This window comes from Zhengella sedimenti (assembly GCF_046506625.1).
GTDB lineage: Bacteria > Pseudomonadota > Alphaproteobacteria > Rhizobiales > Rhizobiaceae > Zhengella > Zhengella sedimenti.
On sequence record NZ_JBKFFP010000001.1, the window covers coordinates 118202 to 136332 of the forward strand.

Annotated in this window: 19 protein-coding genes; 14 read left to right on the forward strand and 5 right to left on the reverse strand. The window is 65.9% G+C overall.

Annotation, left to right across the window (positions count from 1 at the left end; translation table 11 throughout):
- Nucleotides 1-3 precede the first annotated feature (3 nt).
- From urtC to urtA, 3 genes are all read right to left on the reverse strand, one after another.
- Nucleotides 4-1170: an urea ABC transporter permease subunit UrtC gene (gene urtC, locus ACLB6G_RS00600; protein WP_410354169.1), complete on the reverse strand. Its 1167-nt coding sequence runs from the start codon at nucleotides 1168-1170 to the stop codon at nucleotides 4-6.
- Nucleotides 1167-2786, reverse strand: a complete 1620-nt coding sequence (gene urtB, locus ACLB6G_RS00605) for an urea ABC transporter permease subunit UrtB (protein ID WP_410354170.1) — start codon at nucleotides 2784-2786, stop codon at nucleotides 1167-1169. The genes urtC and urtB overlap by 4 nt, the downstream gene beginning before the upstream one ends.
- Nucleotides 2787-2915: 129 nt before the next feature.
- A complete protein-coding gene (gene urtA / locus ACLB6G_RS00610; protein ID WP_410355134.1) occupies nucleotides 2916-4166 on the reverse strand; it encodes an urea ABC transporter substrate-binding protein in 1251 nt (416 codons plus the stop codon).
- A gap of 595 nt (nucleotides 4167-4761) precedes the next feature.
- Between urtA and hemA the strand changes: the two genes are divergently transcribed.
- A complete protein-coding gene (gene hemA, locus ACLB6G_RS00615; RefSeq protein ID WP_410354171.1) occupies nucleotides 4762-5976 on the forward strand; it encodes a 5-aminolevulinate synthase in 1215 nt (404 codons plus the stop codon).
- 192 nt (nucleotides 5977-6168) lie between these two features.
- Nucleotides 6169-6459 (forward strand): hypothetical protein, encoded by a 291-nt coding sequence (locus tag ACLB6G_RS00620; RefSeq protein ID WP_410354172.1) that lies wholly within the window; start codon nucleotides 6169-6171, stop codon nucleotides 6457-6459.
- Between the two features lie 9 nt (nucleotides 6460-6468).
- Here the strand turns inward: ACLB6G_RS00620 and ACLB6G_RS00625 are convergent, their stop codons facing one another.
- Nucleotides 6469-7392, reverse strand: coding sequence for a carbohydrate kinase family protein (locus tag ACLB6G_RS00625; RefSeq protein ID WP_410354173.1), 924 nt, complete (start codon nucleotides 7390-7392; stop codon nucleotides 6469-6471).
- 42 nt (nucleotides 7393-7434) lie between these two features.
- Nucleotides 7435-8661, reverse strand: a complete 1227-nt coding sequence (locus ACLB6G_RS00630) for an ROK family transcriptional regulator (protein WP_410354174.1) — start codon at nucleotides 8659-8661, stop codon at nucleotides 7435-7437.
- Between the two features lie 293 nt (nucleotides 8662-8954).
- Between ACLB6G_RS00630 and ACLB6G_RS00635 the strand changes: the two genes are divergently transcribed.
- The 12 genes from ACLB6G_RS00635 (at nucleotide 8955) to ureC (ending at nucleotide 18119) form a co-directional block, all read left to right on the forward strand.
- A complete protein-coding gene (locus ACLB6G_RS00635; RefSeq protein ID WP_458543555.1) occupies nucleotides 8955-9920 on the forward strand; it encodes a substrate-binding domain-containing protein in 966 nt (321 codons plus the stop codon).
- Nucleotides 9921-10053: 133 nt separating this feature from the next.
- Nucleotides 10054-11124, forward strand: coding sequence for an ABC transporter permease (locus tag ACLB6G_RS00640; protein ID WP_410354176.1), 1071 nt, complete (start codon nucleotides 10054-10056; stop codon nucleotides 11122-11124).
- Nucleotides 11121-11903, forward strand: coding sequence for an ATP-binding cassette domain-containing protein (locus ACLB6G_RS00645; RefSeq protein WP_410354177.1), 783 nt, complete (start codon nucleotides 11121-11123; stop codon nucleotides 11901-11903). The genes ACLB6G_RS00640 and ACLB6G_RS00645 overlap by 4 nt, the downstream gene beginning before the upstream one ends.
- Entirely contained in the window at nucleotides 11903-12583 is a 681-nt protein-coding gene (locus ACLB6G_RS00650; RefSeq protein WP_410354178.1) for a D-lyxose/D-mannose family sugar isomerase, read from the forward strand. Before ACLB6G_RS00645 ends, ACLB6G_RS00650 begins: the two co-directional genes overlap by 1 nt.
- Nucleotides 12580-13197 carry a nucleoside/nucleotide kinase family protein gene (locus tag ACLB6G_RS00655; protein WP_410354179.1) on the forward strand — a complete coding sequence of 206 codons (618 nt, stop codon included), beginning with the start codon at nucleotides 12580-12582 and terminating at the stop codon, nucleotides 13195-13197. Before ACLB6G_RS00650 ends, ACLB6G_RS00655 begins: the two co-directional genes overlap by 4 nt.
- A 59-nt stretch (nucleotides 13198-13256) precedes the next feature.
- Nucleotides 13257-14105, forward strand: a complete 849-nt coding sequence (locus ACLB6G_RS00660; RefSeq protein WP_410354180.1) for an urease accessory protein UreD — start codon at nucleotides 13257-13259, stop codon at nucleotides 14103-14105.
- Nucleotides 14106-14120: 15 nt separating this feature from the next.
- Nucleotides 14121-14423 carry an urease subunit gamma gene (locus ACLB6G_RS00665; protein ID WP_410354181.1) on the forward strand — a complete coding sequence of 101 codons (303 nt, stop codon included), beginning with the start codon at nucleotides 14121-14123 and terminating at the stop codon, nucleotides 14421-14423.
- A 6-nt stretch (nucleotides 14424-14429) separates the two neighbouring features.
- Complete coding sequence (locus tag ACLB6G_RS00670) at nucleotides 14430-15101, forward strand: HD domain-containing protein (RefSeq protein ID WP_410354182.1); 672 nt, start codon at nucleotides 14430-14432, stop codon at nucleotides 15099-15101.
- Nucleotides 15098-15685, forward strand: coding sequence for a HupE/UreJ family protein (locus tag ACLB6G_RS00675; RefSeq protein WP_410354183.1), 588 nt, complete (start codon nucleotides 15098-15100; stop codon nucleotides 15683-15685). The genes ACLB6G_RS00670 and ACLB6G_RS00675 overlap by 4 nt, the downstream gene beginning before the upstream one ends.
- Before the next feature lie 10 nt (nucleotides 15686-15695).
- Nucleotides 15696-16001, forward strand: a complete 306-nt coding sequence (locus ACLB6G_RS00680) for an urease subunit beta (RefSeq protein WP_410354184.1) — start codon at nucleotides 15696-15698, stop codon at nucleotides 15999-16001.
- Nucleotides 15998-16393, forward strand: a complete 396-nt coding sequence (locus ACLB6G_RS00685; RefSeq protein ID WP_410354185.1) for a lysozyme inhibitor LprI family protein — start codon at nucleotides 15998-16000, stop codon at nucleotides 16391-16393. The genes ACLB6G_RS00680 and ACLB6G_RS00685 overlap by 4 nt, the downstream gene beginning before the upstream one ends.
- A gap of 13 nt (nucleotides 16394-16406) precedes the next feature.
- On the forward strand, nucleotides 16407-18119 hold the full coding sequence (ureC, locus tag ACLB6G_RS00690; protein ID WP_410354186.1) for an urease subunit alpha: 1713 nt from the start codon (nucleotides 16407-16409) through the stop codon (nucleotides 18117-18119).
- The last annotated feature ends 12 nt before the right edge of the window (nucleotides 18120-18131 follow it).

An 18131-nucleotide genomic window follows, 5' to 3' on the forward strand; every position in this document is an offset into this window, starting at 1 on the left:
CGGTCATTCTCCTGCGGCAGGATTTGCCAGCGCGGCGTCGGTTCCGGTCTCGGCCCTGGCACTTTCGCGCCGCGCCTTCAACGCATTCCAGCCATGGGTGATGGTGCCGACGATGCCGCGTGGCAGGAACAGCGTGACGGCGATGAAAAGGCCGCCGAGCGCAAACAGCCAGAGTTCGGGCAGCGCGCCGGTGAACCAGCTCTTGCCGGCATTGACGGTGAGCGCGCCGACGATGGGGCCGATGATGGTTCCGCGCCCGCCGACGGCGGTCCAGACGACCACCTCGATGGAATTGGCCGGGGCGAATTCGCCGGGATTGATGATGCCGACCTGCGGCACGTAGAGCGCGCCGGCAATGCCGGCCATGATGGCCGACACGGTGAAGGCGAAGAGCTTCACGTTTTCGGGCCGGTAGCCGAGGAAGCGGGTGCGCGGCTCGGCATCGCGCACGGCGACCAGAAGCTTGCCGAAATGGGAGCCGGCAATGACGGCGGTGAGCGCGACGCCGGCGGCGAGTGCCAGGGCCGAGGCGGCGAACAGGGCGGCACGGGTGGTGTCGGCCTGGATGTTGAAGCCGAGAATGTCCTTGAAGTCCGTCAGGCCGTTGTTGCCGCCGAAACCCATGTCGTTGCGGAAGAAGGCCAGCAGCAGGGCATAGGTCATGGCCTGGGTGATGATCGAGAGATAAACGCCGGTGACGCGGGAGCGGAAGGCGAACCAGCCGAAGACGAAGGCCAGCAGGCCCGGCACGGCTATCACCATGAGGGCGGCGAACCAGAACTGGTCGAAGCCATGCCAATACCAAGGCAGTTCCTTCCAGTTCAGGAACACCATGAAGTCGGGCAATTCGGGATGGCCATAGACGCCGCGCGTGCCGATCTGGCGCATCAGGTACATGCCCATGGCATAGCCGCCGAGCGCGAAGAAGGCGCCGTGGCCGAGCGACAGGATGCCTGCGAAGCCCCAGACGAGATCGAGCGCCAGCGCCAGCAGCGCATAGCAGAGATATTTGCCGGTCAGCGCGACGATATAGGTAGGGACATGGAACGGGCTTGCCGGGTCCATCGCAAGGTTCAGTACCGGAACGAGGATGGCGACGACCAGCAGGAGGAGCAGCGTCGCGACGATGCCCGGCGTGAAGCCGCGGGCGAACAGGCGGTTGGTGATCATGCCTCGACCGACCTTCCTTTCAGGGCGAACAGGCCGCGCGGGCGCTTCTGGATGAAGATGATGATGAAGACCAGGACGAGGATCTTGCCCAGCACCGCGCCGGCATAGGGCTCCAGGAACTTGTTGACAATGCCCAGCGAGAAGGCGCCGACCAGCGTGCCCCAGAGATTGCCCACGCCGCCGAAGACGACCACCATGAAACTGTCGATGATGTAGCCTTGGCCGAGATTGGGCGAGACGTTGTCGATCTGCGACAGGGCGACACCGGCCAGGCCCGCAACACCGGAGCCGAGCGCGAAGGTCATGGCATCGACCCAGGGCGTGCGGATGCCCATGGCGGAGGCCATGCGGCGGTTCTGCGTGACCGCGCGCATCTTCAGGCCGAGCGAGGTGCGGTTCATGGCCCAGAGCAGGACGGCGAAGACCACCAGCGCGAAGACGACGATGAAGAGCCGGTTCCAGGTGATCGACATCTCGCCAAGCTGGAAGGCGCCTGACATGAAGGAGGGATTGGCCACCTCCCGGTTTGTCGGGCCGAAGATGGTGCGCACGGCCTGCTGCAGGATGAGCGAGACGCCCCAGGTGGCGAGCAGCGTCTCCAGCGGGCGGCCGTAGAGGAAGCGGATGATGCCGCGTTCCATGGCAAGACCGACAGCGCCGGCGGTGAGGAAGGCCAGCGGCAGGGCGATGAGCAGCGACCAGTCGAGCAGCCAGGGCGCGCCGTTGCGGATGACTTCCTGCACCGTGAAAGTGACATAGGCGCCGATCATGACCATTTCGCCATGGGCCATGTTGATCACGCCCATGACGCCGAAGGTGATGGCCAGGCCGATGGCAGCCAGCAAGAGAACCGAGCCGAGCGAAATGCCGTACCAGACGTTCTGGCCGACGCCCCAGAGCGCCAGGCGATCCTCGATACGGGTCATGGCGGCCTCGGCGGACGTCTTCAATTCGCCTTCGGCGGAGGCGGCGAACTGCGACAGCAGGCCCAGGGCATCGCGGTTGCCGACGCGTTCGACGGCGGCGATGGCTTCGAGCTTTGCGGCATCGCCCCTGTCGGACAGCAGAAGCACGGCGGCGCGGGCGGTTTCCATGCGTGCCCTGACAGCCGCGTCGGTCTCGCGTTCAAGCGCCGCCTCCACGGCGTCCAGGGCCGCCGGGTCGGGATTGGCGATGAGCGTGGCGGCGGCCTGCATCCGCACGGCCGGGTCCCTGGCGGCGAGGGTAATGGCGCCCACGGCGTCGCGGATGGCGCGGCGCAGTGAATTCTTCACGCGCACCTTCTTCATGGCGGATGCCGGCTCCGTGCCGGCCGTCTCGCCGGTCACGGGATCGAGGAGCGTTGCCGGATCGCCCGACCCACGCACGATGAAGACCGCGTTGTCGGACTGGCGCACCTGAAGCTCGCCGTCGGAAAGCGCGTTGAGCGCGGGCGCGGCGCGCGGGTCGCCGAGAGCGGCCAGCGCGGCAATCACCTTCTCCGTGTCATCGAAGTTTTTCGCCGTGCCGAAAGCGGCAATCGTTTGGCGCAGCGCCGCATCGTCCTGGGCGAGGACCGGCGCGGGCGCAAGGGCCAACAGAACAATGAAGGGAAGCAGGAGACGGAGCAGGCGCATGGCGTTTCCGGATCGAGGGGGCGGCGCTGGGCGGCGCCCCTGTCAGGCGTGGAAGAGAGGGGCGGAGCGGACGTGAAGCCCGCTCCGCCTGGTGATGGACGGGGACGCGGGGGCGTCAGGCCCCGGCCATCAGTTGGCGACCGTGCCGAGGCACGTGTTCGTCTCGGTGTTGTAGTTGCCGCATTTCAGTTCGACCCAGTCGGCCTTCAGCGGCCTGGAGTCGGGCAGATAATCCGACCAGGCGTCTCCGGGAACGAGACCCTCGGTCTGCCAGACCGTCTCGAACTGGCCGTCGTCCTGGATCTCGCCGACCAGCACCGGCTTGGTGATGTGGTGGTTGGCCAGCATGACCGAGGTGCCCCCGGTGAGGTTTTCCGCTTCCGTGCCCGGCAGGACCTCGATGACGGCGTCCGGATCGACCGTGCCCGCCTTCTCGACCGCCTTCACCCACATGTTGAAGCCGATATAGTGGGCTTCCATGGGATCGTTGGTCACGCGGTCCGGATTGCCGGTGAAGGCTTTCCATTCCTCGATGAACTTCGCGTTGGCGGGCGCTTCGACGGACTGGAAGTAGTTCCAGGCGGCCAGATGGCCGACCAGAGGCGCGGTGTCGAGACCGGCCAGTTCCTCCTCGCCGACGGAGAAGGCGACGACCGGAATGTCCTCGGCCTTGACGCCCTGGTTGCCCAGTTCCTTGTAGAAGGGCACGTTGGCATCACCGTTGATCGTGGAGACCACGGCGGTCTTCTTGCCTGCCGAGCCAAAGGCCTTGATGTCGGAGACGATCGTCTGCCAGTCGGAATGACCGAAGGGCGTGTAGTTGATCATGATGTCCTCTTCGGCCACGCCCTTGGATTTCAGGAAGGCCTCGAGGATCTTGTTGGTCGTGCGCGGATAGACATAGTCGGTGCCGGCCAGCACCCAGCGCTCCACGCCTTCCTCGTTCATCAGGTATTCGACGGCCGGGATGGCCTGCTGGTTGGGCGCGGCGCCCGTGTAGAAGACGTTGCGCTCGCTTTCCTCGCCCTCGTACTGGACGGGATAGAAGAGGATGGAGTTCAATTCCTTGAAGACCGGCAGCACGGACTTGCGCGACACCGACGTCCAGCAGCCGAACACGGCGGCAACCTTGTCCTTCTCGATCAGCTCACGCGCCTTTTCGGCAAACAGCGGCCAATCGGAAGCCGGATCGACGACCACGGCTTCCAGTTTCTTGCCGAGCAGGCCGCCCTTGGCGTTCTGCTGCTCGATGAGCATCAGCATGGCGTCCTTCAGCGTCGTTTCGGAAATCGCCATCGTGCCCGAGAGCGAATGCAGGATGCCGACCTTGATCGTTTCCTCGGCATGGGCGGAAAAGGCCATGCCCGACATGGCCAGCATGGCGGCCAGGCCGGCGACGAGGGACTTGCGGGAACCAGTCATGTGAATACCTCCGACAGGTTTGTTTGCACCGCAAAAAGAGAGAGCAACACCCGTGCCAAGTGCGGGCGGCGCGGCTCAAACAGGTGGAATCGGCATGGAATCAAGGCCTTGACAGGACGTGGAGGGGAAAGGCGGGCGTCCGCGATATCGCTTGTTTTTTAGGCATGATCAATCCAATGCCCTATAATTAATCAATCGACGGACTTGGGAATCCGGCCCGGAACGCATATATTCAACGTGCTGCATTCATTGCGGCAGGTTGTTTGCACCACAGACGGCCAGGACCCTCCTCCCGGAGACGGGGGGAGGGTTTTCATATGCGCAGGATGCGTGTTTTTCCCGCCAATTGAGCGAGATCAATGACCCCGCGCGCCTCTATGACAAAAAGTAGCAGCGTGAAGGGGTTGGCCAAGGCGCCGGGATGTCGGAATATCGGCCGGTCTCGGCCCCGGGGAAGCGGGGTTGCCGAATTCATCGGCAGGCGGTATGGCCAAACGTCGCCATATACGGTAACACATGCAAAAAACAGCATGTGACTATGGGAGTAGACGGCATGGATTTCGAGCAGCATTTCAAGGACCGGCTTGCCGACCTGAAGAACGAGGGCAATTACCGGGTCTTTGCCGATCTCGAACGCCAGGCCGGTTCGTTCCCGCGCGCCGTGCGCCACAATGGCGGCGACGTGCGCGACGTGACCGTGTGGTGCTCCAACGACTATCTCGGCATGGGCCAGCATCCGAAGGTGGTCGCCGCGATGAAGTATGCCATCGACCGCTGCGGCGCGGGCGCCGGCGGCACCCGCAACATTTCCGGCACCAATCATTTCCATGTGCTTCTGGAGCAGGAACTGGCCGACCTGCACGGCAAGGAAGCCGCGCTCCTGTTTACATCCGGCTACGTGTCGAACTGGGCGGCGCTGGGCACGCTGCTGTCAAAGATTCCCGGCATCATCTGCTTTTCCGACGAGATGAACCATGCCTCGATGATCGAGGGCATCCGGCACTCCCGCTGCCAGAAGGTTCTCTTCCGGCACAATGACGTGGCCGACCTGCGCGCCAAGCTCGAGGCTGCCGATCCGGCCGCGCCCAAGATGATCGCCTTCGAAAGCGTCTATTCCATGGATGGCGACATCGCGCCGATCAAGGAGATCTGCGACCTGGCCGACGAATTCGGCGCCATGACCTATCTCGACGAAGTGCATGCCGTCGGCCTTTACGGCCCGCGTGGCGGCGGCGTTGCCGAGCGCGAAGGCCTGATGGATCGCCTGACGGTGATCGAGGGAACGCTTGGCAAGGCGTTCGGCGTCATGGGCGGCTACATCACCGCATCCGCCGCGCTGGTCGATTTCGTGCGCTCCTTCGCCTCCGGCTTCATCTTCACGACCGCGCTGCCGCCGGCGCTGGCAGCGGGGGCACGGGCCTCCATCCAGCACCTCAAGGTCAGCCAGATGGAACGCGCCCGCCATCAGGAGCGCGTCGCCAGGGTGCGAGCGGCGCTGGATGCGCGCGGGATTCCGCACTTGATGAATCCGAGCCACATCGTTCCGGTCATGGTCAAGGATCCGGTCAAGTGCAAGTGGCTGTCCGACATCCTGCTGGACAATTACGGAATCTACGTGCAGCCGATCAACTATCCGACGGTGGCAAAAGGGACGGAGCGCCTGCGCATCACACCGTCGCCATACCATTCCGACGCGGATATCGACCATCTGGCAGGGGCGCTCAGCGACCTGTGGAGCCAGTGCGCGCTGGCGCGGGCTGTCGCCTGACCGGCCTGAAAGCTTGCAGGCAATGAGAAAGAAGCGCCCGTCCGGGGCGCTTTTTTTTGCGGCCGCGCATTCCTGAAACCGTTCGTTCAAATGCGATTCAAATGCCGGGTCCGTCCACAAACGTTTGGTGACGGCTTTCATCCATGATCGCTGATGGAACCGGGGGGCGCCTGCTTTGACGGGATGGACGCCATGAAACTCGAACGTATAGAAACGAATTTTACCGATGTCCTGGACGGCGTGGCCTTTGCCATGGGCTGTGCCGGCATGCGGGTCATCGTCATCGTGAGCAACGAGACGCTGGTGCGCATGGGCCTGCCATTGAAGGACGAACTGCGGCCCGGCTTCCTCGCACAGCATCTTGCATTCTGGCAGGATGTGGCAAGCGGCAAGTTCGAACGCGGCGAATACGAGAACCGGGGATCGCGCGTGCGCATCCTGCCACGCGACATCGCCATGACGCAGTTCAGCCGGGCCAGTTGAGGGCGGCTTTCACGCCAGTTCCGACCGCCAGGGCGGGTTCGCGCCCGCCCGCGACACCGTAACCGCCGCCGCCGCCATGCCCAGTTCCAGCGCGCGCGCGATCATGCCGGGAGCGGGCGCACGCAGCGCCTCAAGCGACAGCGCGCCGTCCGCATGGAGGCTCGCCAGGAACCCGGCATTGAACGTGTCGCCCGCGCCGACGGTATCGACGACCTTCACCTTTCGGGCAGGCCGCCGTATCTCTCCGCCGGGAACGTAGGCCGCGGCGCCTTGTCCACCGCTCGTCACCAGAACGATCGACGGTCCCCGCTGCAAGAGGGCACGCGCCAGATCGCCCTCATCGCCGGGCCCTTGCAGCCAGTGCAGGTCCTCATCCGACAGCTTGACCACGGTCGCGGCCGCGATCATCCGGACGATCCTGGTGCGATAGGCGGCTTCGTCGCGGATGAAGCCCGGCCGGATATTCGGGTCGAGCATGACGGGCCGCCGCGACGCCTCGCGCAGCATGAGCGCCTCGTAGGCGCCGCCGCAAGGCTCGACGGCAAGGCTGATGCCTCCGAAGAACATCGCCTGCACGTCCGGCCCGGTTTCCGGCATGTCAGCGGCGGCCAGCATGCGGCCGGCCGTGTTCTCGTCATTGAACGCATAGGTCGCCTGCCCGTCGACAAGGCGCACGAAAGCCAGCGTCGTCGGCCGGTCCGAGCGGATGACGCGGGCATGGTCCACCTGCGCGGCGGCAAGCCCGTCGAGCAGCATGTCGCCGAAGAAATCGGTGGAGATGCCGGACAGGAAACCGGCCGGCGCGCCCAGACGGCCAAGCGCGATGGCGGTGTTGTAGACCGCCCCACCGCAATGGGGCGCAAACAGCAATTCGCCGCCGGCGCCATGGCGCGGCAGCATGTCGATCAGGGCTTCGCCGCAGCAAAGGATCATGGTCCCACCTGTCCTGGGATGAGGTGAATGCCGGCGGGCATCTCAGTTTTCCTTCAGGAAGGCATCCTGCCCGACGAGGAAGCGTTCAAGCAGCGGCAGCGCGGCGGCGCCAAGTGCGCGTGCATTGTGCCCGACGGTCCCCTCGCCCACGGCCGGAGCCTCGATGCCGGCGAGGTTCATCGCGGCAAGCCTCCCGGCCGTTTGCGCGACGATACGCCCGCGCACGCTTTCCGGCATGGAGCCGTCGATCAATGCCGCCTCGAAATCGATGACGCTGGCGGCCGACAGGATGGCATGGGCCAGCCCGCCCGCCGTTTCGTCGATCCAGGGGTCGAGAATGGCCGGGTCGACCTGCCAGCGTTCCGGCGAATCCCAGAGGATGGAGGAGGCCTGACCCCGCTCGTCCATCGCCTGTTCCAGCCTGGCGATGGAGGCGACATCGATCAACTGGCATATCCGGCCGCCAGGTCCGGGCACCGGCATGGAACCGAGAGCACCGGCATTGCCGGTGCGGCCCGGATAGAGATTACCGTTGAGGACAATGCCGCCGCCAACAAAGAAGCCGATATAGAAATAGACGAAATCGCGCGGACCGCCGGGCCGTCCGAAGACGAGTTCGGCGCTGCAGGCGGCGGTGGCATCGTTCTCAAGGAAGACAGGCAGATCGCAGCGCGCGGCGATTTCCGCCCGCATGTCCACCTGACGCCAGGCTTGCGCCGTCTCGGCCGGCGCGCCGATGGATTCGGCCCAGTCCCACATCCTGAACGGCATGGCGATACCGAGGCCCGCAAGGCGCGCGCGTGCCTTTTCGCCAAGCGTCGCATCGATGCGCGCCCTGGCTTCGCCGACAAAGCGGATCATGTCCCCCGGCGTGGGGTAGCGGTAGGTGTGATGCACCTGTTCCAGGACATTGCCGAGAAAGTCGGTCAGCACGAGATCGGCGCTGCGGCGGCCGAGCTTCAGGCCGTAGAACCAGGCGCCGTCCGGGGCCAGCGACATGGGAACCGACGGCTGGCCGACCCGGCCGCGCACGGGTTCGCCGCGCAGGAGCAGGCCGTCGCCTTCAAGTTCCCGCATGATCACCGAGACCGTCTGCGCCGACAAACCCGTCATGCGGGCGATGTCGGATTTCGCCAATGCGCCGTGGCGGCGGACGAGCGACAGCACGAGCCGCTCGTTATAGGCCCGCATGCCGCTCTGGTTCGATCCGCGATTGAACCGCTCGGGCGCGGGATCGCCGTCCTGCTTGCGCGTGGTTCCGCTATCCAATGGTTCCTCCCGACTGGCCGGCTTCCTGCATCATGCCGCGGGCGGCCAGCTCCGTATTGCCAGAGAATGCTCAAAGGCACCATTGCTGTCAATTATTAAATCATATTGATTTATCTATTGACAGAAGCGGGAGGATGAGTCTTTCTCTAGGGCAAGGCAGGTGCGGGAGGACCTCGGCCTGCCGGCGGGGCACCGCCCCGGTCATTCCATCCGAGGGAGGATCATCCTTGAAAACGCTCGCTACACTCACATCCGCCCTGCTCGGCGCCGCGGCGCTCGGTGCGCTGGCAACGATGCCGGCAGCCGCTGAGAACATCAGTGCCTGCCTGATCACCAAGACCGACACCAATCCGTTCTTCGTCAAGATGCGCGAAGGCGCGGAGGCCAAGGCAAAGGAGTTAGGCATCACGCTCAATTCCTATGCCGGCAAGGTGGACGGCGACAACGAAACCCAGGTCGCGGCCATCGAGACCTGCATCGCCAACGGCGCCAAGGGCATCCTGCTGACGCCGTCCAGCACCTCGGCCATCGTACCCTCCGTCCAGCAGGCCCGCGATGCCGGCCTGCTTGTGATCGCGCTCGACACGCCGCTCGACCCGATCGACGCGGCCGACATGACGTTCGCCACCGACAACTTCAAGGCCGGCGAACTGATCGGCCAATGGGCGAAGGCGACGCTCGGTGCCGAAGCGGACAATGCGCGCATCGCCATGCTCGACCTGGATGTCTCGCAGCCCACCGTCGGCGTGCTGCGTGACCAGGGCTTCATGCAGGGCTTCGGCATCGATCTCGCCGATCCGAACAAGTGGGGCGACGAAAGCGATCCGCGCATCGTCGGCCATGACGTGACCCAGGGCAACGAGGAAGGCGGCCGCAAGGCGATGGAAAACCTGCTCGCCACGGATCCGTCGATCAACGTCGTCTACACGATCAACGAACCGGCCGCGGCCGGCGCCTACGAGGCACTGAAGTCCATCGGACGGGAAAACGACGTGCTGATCGTCTCCGTGGACGGCGGCTGCCCGGGCGTGGCCAATGTCGAGGCCGGCGTGATCGGCGCGACATCGCAGCAATATCCGCTGCTGATGGCGTCCAAGGGGATCGAGGCGATCGCCGCATGGGCCAAGGACGGCGTGAAGCCGAAGGCGACCGAAGGCAAGGCATTCTTCGACACCGGCGTCGCGCTGGTCACCGACAAGCCGGCCGAGGGCGTTCCGTCCATTTCGGTCGAAGAGGGCAAGAAGCTCTGCTGGGGTTGATCCCGGCACCGGTCGGGCGGACAGGGTCCGCCTGACCTTTACGCCCATTCCCAAAAACCGCACACTGGCCTGACGGCGCGGAGCACCGGTCCTGCCGGAGCGCGCAGCGCCGTGGCCATGGGAGGACGACACCGTGACCGATACCGACCGATACGAGGACGTGGTCAAGACCCGCCGCGACGAGACGTTCGCGGAGTTCCGGCAAGGCGACCGCGGCATCATGAGCCGGGTGCACCATGCCCTGCACACCACCCCCGCACTGGTGCCGCTGATCGTCCTGCTGGCCGCTGTCGCGGTATTCGGGGCGGTGCTGGGCTCGAAGTTCTTCTCGCCCTTCGCCATGACGCTGATCCTGCAACAGGTCCAGATCGTCGGCGTGCTGGCGGCCGCGCAAAGCCTGATCATCCTGACGGCCGGCATCGACCTCTCGGTTGGCGCGCTGGCGGTGTTGTGCTCCGTCATCATGGGACAGTTCACATTCCGCTACGGCATTCCGCCATTCCTGGCGGTGGCCGCCGGGCTGGCCTTCGGGACTGCCATCGGCGCGGTCAATGGCTGGCTCGTCAGCCGCATGAAGCTGCCGCCCTTCATCGTGACGCTGGGCATGTGGCAGATCGTGCTGGCGGCCAACTATCTCTATTCGGCCAACGAGACGATCCGCGCGCAGGACATCGAGGCACAGGCGCCGTTCCTGCAATTCCTCGGCGCGAAGTTCCAGGTTGGCGGCGCCACCTTCACGCTGGGCGTCATCCTGATGATCGTTCTGGTGGCCGTGCTGGCCTATGCGCTGCGCTCCACCGCCTGGGGGCGCCATGTCTATGCGGTCGGCGACGACCCGGAAGCGGCCGGTCTTTCCGGTGTCAACGTGCACCGGACGCTGATGAGCGTCTACATGCTGGTCGGCTTCATCTGCGGCCTGGCGGGGTGGGTGATGATCGGCCGCTTCGGCTCGGTCTCGCCGTCGGCGACGACCGGCGTGATCGGCAACATCCAGTCGATCACCGCGGTGGTGATCGGCGGCATCTCGCTGTTCGGCGGACGCGGCTCCATCCTCGGCGCCTTCTTCGGCGCGCTGATCGTGGGCGTGTTCGAACTCGGCCTGCGCATGGCGGGCGCCGACCCGCAATGGACATATCTGCTCATCGGCACCCTCATCATCGGCGCCGTGACTGTGGACCAGTGGATCAGAAAGGTGACGGCATGACGGGCGATCCCATTCTCAAGGCACGCGGCCTGAACAAGCGCTACGGCAAGGTGACCGCGCTCGACAATTGCGACTTCGACCTGATGCCAGGCGAAATCCTGGCGGTGATCGGCGACAATGGCGCGGGCAAGTCCACGCTCATCAAGGCATTGTCCGGGGCGGTGATCCCGGATGGCGGCGACATCTGGCTCGACGGCGAAAAGGTCGGTTTCGAGTCCCCCAACGACGCGCGCGCCAAGGGCATCGAGACCGTCTACCAGACATTGGCCATGAGCCCGGCGCTCTCCATCGCCGACAACATGTTCATGGGCCGGGAACTGCGCGCGCCGGGCGTGATGGGCAAGTGGTTCCGCAAGCTGGACCGAAAGGCGATGGAGGACTTCTCGCGCCGGAAACTGGCCGAACTCGGACTGATGACGATCCAGAACATCAACCAGCCGGTGGAAACCCTGTCGGGCGGCCAGCGGCAGGGCGTCGCGGTGGCGCGCGCTGCGGCCTTCGGGTCCCGGGTCATCATCCTCGACGAACCGACGGCGGCGCTCGGCGTCAAGGAATCGCGGCGCGTTCTGGAACTCATCCTCGACGTGCGGGCGCGCGGCATTCCCATCATCCTCATCAGCCACAACATGCCGCATGTCTTCGAGGTGGCCGACCGCATCCACGTCCACCGGCTCGGGCGGCGGCTCTGCGTCGTCGATCCGAAGCAGCACAGCATGTCGGACGCCGTGGCGCTGATGACCGGCGCCAAGGAACCGACCGCAGGGGAGATGGCCGCCTGATGCAACGCAGCCGCGTCAACGCCATCATCGCCGAGGCCGATGCCTTCATCCGGTCATGCGGCTATCTCCTGCCGCCGTTCGCATACTGGTCACCGGAGGAGATGCGGGAGCGCCGTCCGCCCGGCATAGTCGATGCGCGGCTTGGCTGGGACATCACCGACTACGGCAAGGGCCGGTTCGAAGACCTCGGCCTGTTCCTGTTCACCGTCCGCAACGGACGCGCCGCCGACCTCGCGGCAGGGCGCGGGATGCTCTACGCCGAGAAGATCATGATCTCGCGCAAGGAGCAGCTGTCGCCGATGCACCGGCACGTCATCAAGGCCGAGGACATCATCAACCGCGGCGGCGGAACGCTGGCGCTGAAACTGTTCATGAGCGCGCAGGACGGCTCCATCGACCATGATGCCCCCGTCTGCGTGCCCTGCGACGGGGTGGAGCGGCGCCTCGATGCCGGCGGCATCCTGACGCTTTCCCCCGGCGAGAGCGTCACGCTGATGCCCGGTGTCTGGCACGCCTTCTGGGCCGAAGGCGCGGACGTGCTGATCGGCGAGGTGTCGACGGTCAACGACGACGAGACCGACAACATCTTCGCCGAGCGCGTCGAGCGTTTCTCCACCATCGAGGAGGATTGCCCGCCCGCGCACCTGCTGGTTTCGGACTACCGGACCTGGCTGGCATGAGCGCGCGCCGGGTTTCAAACGGCGATCTGGCCGGCCTGATCGCAGAAGCGGCGGCGGGCCGCGAGCGCTATACCGTGGCAATCGCCGGCGCGCCGGGCGCGGGGAAATCCACGCTGGCGGCCGGCCTGGCCCGGACACTGGGCGGCCGCGCCGTCGTGGTGCCGATGGACGGGTTCCATCTCGACAATGCCATCCTGGAAGCGCGCGGCCTGATGGCGGTGAAAGGCGCGCCGGAGACCTTCGACGTGGCCGGGTTCGCCGCCCTGCTCGGCAGGCTTGCCACGGAAGACGCGGTGGCCATCCCGGTCTTCGACCGCGCCGCCGACCTGTCGCGGGCCGGCGCGGCGATCGTGTCGACGGCCACGCCCATCCGCATCGTGGAAGGCAATTACCTGCTCATCGACCGGCCAGGCTGGCGCAGCTTGCGGCCCCATTTCGATCTTGCCGTCATTCTGGATGTGCCGGAAGCCGAACTGGAGCGCCGGCTGGTGCAGCGCTGGCTGGCGCATGGCCTTGACCCCCAGGCAGCGCGGTCGCGGGCGCTCGGCAACGACATTCCCAATGCGCGGCTCGTAGCCGCCGAATCCAGCGGGGCGGACCTGATCGTTTCCTGACCGCCCGGCAGATGGCACAGGGCTTGCTAGCTCATGGCAAGGACGGGAGCGGGAACCGGATGAACCAGATCGCCACCATCGCGCCAGCCATGCAGCGCACCTCGGGCAGCGGCCGCATCATGGTCAAGGCGGTCGGCGCGCACACACGGCTGGACCGTTTCTACCAGGAGGGCGCAGCCAAGATCCGCATACCGCGCCTGCCGGGCAGGACAGGCATGGAAGCTGTCCTCATCAACACCGCCGGCGGCCTGACCGGTGGCGACCGTCTCTCCTGGGATGTCCAAGCCGGACCGGGCACGGCGCTGACCATGACGACACAGGCCTGCGAGAAGGTTTACAAGGCGGCAGGCGGCACGGCGCAAATCGATGTCGCCCTCGCCGCCGGCGACGGTGCGTCGCTGGCATGGCTGCCGCAGGAGACCATCCTTTTCGACCGTGCGCGGCTTGTCCGCCGCCTTGAGGCCGATCTCGCGCCCGATGCACGCCTTCTCGCGGTGGAAGCCACGATCTTCGGGCGCCAGGCCCATGGCGAAAGCGTGCGCGAGGCGCTGTTTGCGGATCGCTGGCGCATTCGCCGGGCCGGCCGCCTGATCCACGCCGACGACCTGAGACTTTCCGGCGACGTGGCCGCGACGCTTGCCCTTCCGGCCGTGACGGGCGGCGGTATTGCCGTCGCCACCGTGCTTCTCGCCAGCGAGGATGCGGAGGCACTGCTGGAGCGGCTCCGGGCGTTGCTGGCGGCTTGCCCTCACGTTCAGGCGGGCGCATCCTTCTGGCCGACGGCAGGGTCTGGCAAGCTTCTTGCCAGACTGGTGGCAAGCGACGGCATCAGCCTGCGCAAAGGCCTTTCCCCGGCGCTGGCGCTGCTCAATCAGGGGGCACCATTGCCCAAAATTTGGTCACTTTGACGGAGTGAGATACGCATGATCCTGACACCGCGCGAAAAGGACAAGCTGCTGATTTCCATGGCGGCCATGGTGGCGCGGCGGCGGCTGGAGCGGGGCGTGAAGCTCAATCATCCCGAGGCGATCGCGCTGATCACGGATTTCGTGGTGGAAGGCGCGCGCGACGGGCGCGCGGTCGCCGACCTCATGGAAGCCGGCGCCCATGTCATCACCCGCGCGCAGGTGATGGAAGGCGTTGCCGAGATGATCCATGACGTGCAGGTGGAAGCAACCTTTCCCGACGGGACCAAGCTCGTCACCGTGCATGAGCCGATCCGGTAAGCGCCGATGAACCAGTCACCCGACCCCGGCAAAGGCAAGAGCGGCGAGACGATCCGCGCCGCCGAAGCGCGCATGATCGCGGATGCGACGCTCTTCGCAGCGCGCGCCCATGCCGGCCAGGTCCGCGAGGATTCGGGCGAACCCTACATCAACCACCTTGCCGAGGTGGCCGCTTTCCTGTCAGCGCTGGAACCGTTCGATCCCGAACTTGTTACCGCCGCCTGGCTGCATGACGTCGTGGAAGAGACCGCTTTCACGCTGGACGACATCCGCATGCTGTTCGGCGTGGAAGTGGCTGAGCTGGTCGGCGACGTCACCGATCCCCCGGACCTGAAGGGCAAGGCCCGGCGCGACCGGCAGGTCACGCACACGCGCGAGAGCGGACCGCGCGTCAAACTCCTGAAGCTGGCTGACAAGACCTCGAACGTGGAGGAGCTGATCGGCCTGCCGGCGGAGAGCTTCGACCCAAAGGGGAATGAACGCTACCTGAAATGGGCGCGCCGCGTCGTTGCCGTCTGCCGCGGCCTGGCGCCGGACCTGGAAGCCCGCTTCGACCGCTCCGCCGAGAGGCTGGATGCCGAGATCGCCGCGGCAAGGACGCGGGAAGAGCCGAAGAATAACGGGAAATCGGAGCCATCGCGCCGCAAAGGCAAACCGAACAAGGAGAAGAAGAAGTGAAACGCATCATCCCGGCCCTTGCGGCCGTTCTCGCGTCATCCGCACCGGCCTTCGCGCATCTGAACCCGGCCGAGCACGGCTCGCTGGCCGCGGGGCTGACGCATCCGCTCTTCGGCCTGGACCACGTCCTGGCAATGCTGGCCGTCGGCCTGTTCGGAGCGTCGCTTGGCGGGCGGGCGGTCTGGGCGCTTCCGGCCGCCTTCGTGAGCGCGATGATCGCCGGATTTGCCCTGTCCCTGGGCGGCTTGGTGCTTCCTTTCGTGGAGCCCGTCATCCTTGCCTCGGTTGTTGCGCTCGGTCTCGTTGTCGCCATGGCGGCGCCACTCTCAGCCGGCTGGGGCATGGCACTTGCCGGTTTCTTCGCGCTGTTCCATGGCAATGCCCATGGCGCGGAAATCGGCATGGCAGGCATCCTGCCCTATGCGGCGGGCTTCGCCATCGCCACCGCTTTCCTGCATGCCTCGGGCGCGGCTTTCGGCCTCGGACTGCAGCGACTGGCCGGCGATCGCGCCGGCCGAATGGCGGTGCGCGCAGCCGGCGGGGCGACAATGCTTGGCGGCCTCGCGCTTGCCTTGGCGGGTTGAGGTGGCTGACATGATCCCCGGTGAAATCATCACCGCCGTTGGCGAGATCGAACTCAATGCCGGCCAGCCGACCGTCACGCTGGAGGTCGCCAATACGGGCGACCGGCCCGTGCAGGTGGGCTCGCACTACCATTTCTTCGAAACCAATCCGGCGCTTTCCTTCGACCGCGACCGGGCGCGCGGCATGCGTCTCGACATCGCGGCGGGAACTGCCGTCCGCTTCGAGCCCGGACAGGCGCGCGAGGTGACGCTGGTCCCGCTTTCGGGAAAGCGCGCCGTCTACGGGTTCCGCCAGGCCGTGATGGGGGACCTGTGAAACGCAAGCTGATCGCAATCGTCACGCTGCTGGCCGCCCCGTGGCCGGCCATGGCGCAGGATGTGGACTGCGCGAATGCGCAGACACAGGTGGAAATGACCTTTTGCGCCGAGCAGGCATGGATGGCCGCCGACGAGGACCTGAACCTTGCCTATGGCATGGCCCAGGCCGCCATGAAGCGGCTGGACAGCTATCTCGGCGACCAGAAGGGTGCATCGGCCATGCTGCGCGACGCCCAGCGCGCCTGGATCGACTTCCGTGACAAGGCCTGCGCGGCGGAAGGCTATCAGGCGCGCGGCGGATCGATGGAACCGATGCTCATCTACATGTGCCGCGAGAGGCTGACACGCCAGCGCACCGAGGACCTGCGCCTGATCGGCGAAGAGAACTGACCGGAGAGAGACCATGCCCGCCAGGATACCGCGTGCCGCCTATGCCGCCATGTACGGCCCGACCAAGGGCGACAAGGTGCGCCTTGCCGATACCGAACTGTTCATCGAGGTGGAGCGCGACCTCACCGTCCATGGCGAGGAGGTGAAGTTCGGCGGCGGCAAGGTGATCCGCGACGGCATGGGCCAGAGCCAGGTGACGCGCGCGGCCGGCGCGGTCGACACGGTGATCACCAATGCGCTGATCGTCGATCACACCGGCATCGTCAAGGCGGATGTGGGCCTGAAGGACGGGCGCATCGCCGCCATCGGCAAGGCCGGCAACCCCGATACGCAGCCCGGCGTCGACATCATCGTCGGTCCCGGCACGGAGGCGATCGCCGGTGAAGGCAAGATCCTGACGGCCGGCGGTTTCGACGCGCATATCCATTTCATCTGCCCGCAGCAGATCGAGGAAGCGCTGATGTCGGGGCTGACCTGCATGCTGGGCGGCGGCACAGGCCCGGCGCATGGCACGCTGGCGACGACCTGCACGCCGGGGCCATGGCACATTGCCCGCATGATCGAGGCGGCGGACGCCTTTCCGATGAATCTCGCCTTTGCCGGCAAGGGCAATGCCTCGCTGCCCGGGGCGCTGGAGGAGATGGTGCTGGGCGGCGCGGCGGCGCTGAAGCTGCACGAGGACTGGGGAACCACGCCGGCGGCCATCGATTGCTGCCTTGCGGTCGCGGACGCGCATGACGTGCAGGTGATGATCCATACCGATACGCTGAACGAGAGCGGCTTCGTGGAATCGACCATCGATGCCATCAAGGGCCGCACGATCCATGCCTTCCACACGGAGGGGGCCGGCGGCGGCCATGCCCCGGACATCATCAAGGTGGTCGGCGAGACGAACGTCATCCCGTCCTCCACCAATCCGACGCGGCCCTATACGGTGAACACGATCGCCGAGCATCTCGACATGCTCATGGTCTGCCACCATCTCGATGCCTCCATCCCCGAGGATATCGCGTTTGCCGAGAGCCGTATCCGCAAGGAGACCATCGCGGCGGAAGACATCCTGCATGACATGGGCGCCTTTTCCATCATCTCGTCCGACAGCCAGGCCATGGGCCGGGTGGGCGAGGTCATCATCCGCACCTGGCAGACGGCCGACAAGATGAAGCGCCAGCGCGGTCCGCTGAAGGAGGAGACCGGCGACAACGACAATTTCCGGGTGCGCCGCTACATCGCCAAATACACGATCAACCCGGCCATCGCGCATGGCCTGTCGCGGGAGATCGGCTCGGTTGAGGCCGGCAAGCGGGCCGATCTCGTGCTGTGGAACCCGGCCTTCTTCGGCGTGAAGCCGGACATGGTGCTGATCGGCGGGACCATCGCCGCCGCGCCGATGGGCGATCCGAACGCCTCCATCCCGACGCCGCAGCCCGTCCACATGCGCCCCATGTTCGGCGCCTATGGCAAGGCGCTGACCAATTCCTCGGTCACCTTCGTGTCGAGGGCCGCGCTGGATGCGGGCCTGCGCGAAAAACTGGGCACGGCCAAGCAGATGCTGGCGGTGGAGAACACGCGTGGCGGCATCGGCAAGAAGGCGATGGTGCTGAACGATTTCACGCCGCAGATGGAGGTCGACCCGGAAACCTACGAGGTCCGGGCCAATGGCGAATTGCTGACCTGCGAACCGGCCAGCGTCGTGCCCATGGCGCAGCGCTATTTCCTTTTCTGAACACTCGATCCG